A 1,547-nucleotide genomic window follows, 5' to 3' on the forward strand; every position below is an offset into this window, starting at 1 on the left:
GGCCGCCACATATTCCTGCGTCACGCTCACAAACGACATCGCGTACCTCCAACCACGAATCAGTGACCGAAGGTTTGCTGAATTTGGTGCCGGTTCGGTCGCCGTGTACGAGTCACGTGATGACGCTAAGAAACCGGCATGCCAGCGTCTAGCAAAAGTTTACGAAGTAACTATTGCACGCAACGCAAGCATCGAACGGCGCGCGCACGACGTCGGCTATGCACCTGCGCGGGCGTTTTCCAACAGCAACCGCCGTTCTGCCGCTGCAACCGTGCGACGGGTGGCGTCGACCGCATCCGGGTTGACCGATACCGAAGTAATACCCATGCGGACCAGATGCTCGGCGAAGGCCGGGTTGGTCGACGGCGCCTGGCCGCACAGCGAAGAGGTAATGCCGTGTTTGCGCGCGGTCGCGATAATGCGACCGATCGCATCCAGCACAGCCGCATCGGATTCGTCGAACAGCTCGGCGCAGATATCGGAGTCGCGGTCGACCCCTAGGACCAACTGGGTGAGGTCGTTACTGCCGATGGACACTCCGTCGATTCCCATGCCGACGTACTCCGGCAGCCAGTAGGTCACCGACGGCACCTCGGCCATCACCCAGCGATGCAGACCCCGCTGCGAACCAAGCGGGCTGGCGTCGACCAACGACAGGCAGGTTTCCAGTTCCCATCGGGTGCGTACGAACGGAATCATCAGATGCACGTTGGGATTCTGCTCGCGCACTCGCGCTAAGGCCTCGAGTTCCAGTCCGAACAGGTCGGGTTCTTTGACATATCGGTAGCACCCGCGGTAACCGATCATCGGATTGTGCTCGACCGGCTCGTAGGCCTCCCCGCCCCGCAGGCCGCGAAATTCGTTGCTGCGGAAGTCGGTAGCGCGGTAGACGACTGGCCGGGGCGCGAACGCCGACGCGATGCGGCCGATGGAGCCCGCCATGGCGTCCACCAGTTTGGACTGCTCTCCGTGTGCGATGAGGTCGCGCGGGTGCCGTCCGGAAAGCGCTTGGGTGAGCATGAATTCCGCGCGTAGCAAGCCCACCCCGTCGACATCCTGTGCCGCCACGGCTTCGGCGGAGTCCGGTATGGCCAGGTTGACGTAAATCTTGGTGCCGGTGGTGACGCCGGCCGAAAGGGTCACGGGCGGCCGTTCGACGGCCGCAGCCTGCATCGGTGCCTTGGCGGCCCCGGATACGACGTTCCCGTGCGAGCCGTCGACAGTCACCACCTGTCCGTCGTGCAGAGTGGTCGTCGCGCCCCGAGCTCCCACCACGCAGGGAACCATCAGCTCACGCGCGACGATGGCGGCGTGGCAGGTCATGCCGCCGGTCTCGGTGACCAGTGCGGCCGCCCGCCGGATGGCGGGCAACCAGTCCGGGTTGGTCATCGGGGCCACCAGAATCTCGTTGTCCAGCAGTCGGTTTCCCTCTTGAGGCGTCTGCAGCACTCGAACCCGTCCCGACGCCGCACCGGGCGCTGCGGGCAGTCCGCGTAACAACACACTCGAATCGCCCGACTCGTCGGTTCCGTTGTTGCCCAACGTGG

At 64.4% G+C, this 1,547-nt stretch carries 1 protein-coding gene; it reads right to left on the bottom strand.

Going from position 1 to position 1,547, the window contains the following annotated elements:
- Positions 1-216: 216 nt before the first annotated feature.
- Positions 217-1,547, bottom strand: a 1,331-nt coding sequence (locus AWC27_RS12760) for a putative PEP-binding protein (RefSeq protein ID WP_245847021.1), incomplete at its 5' end; no start/stop codon positions are given.

Origin of the sequence: Mycobacterium szulgai, from assembly GCF_002116635.1 — a bacterium.
Classification (GTDB): domain Bacteria; phylum Actinomycetota; class Actinomycetes; order Mycobacteriales; family Mycobacteriaceae; genus Mycobacterium; species Mycobacterium szulgai.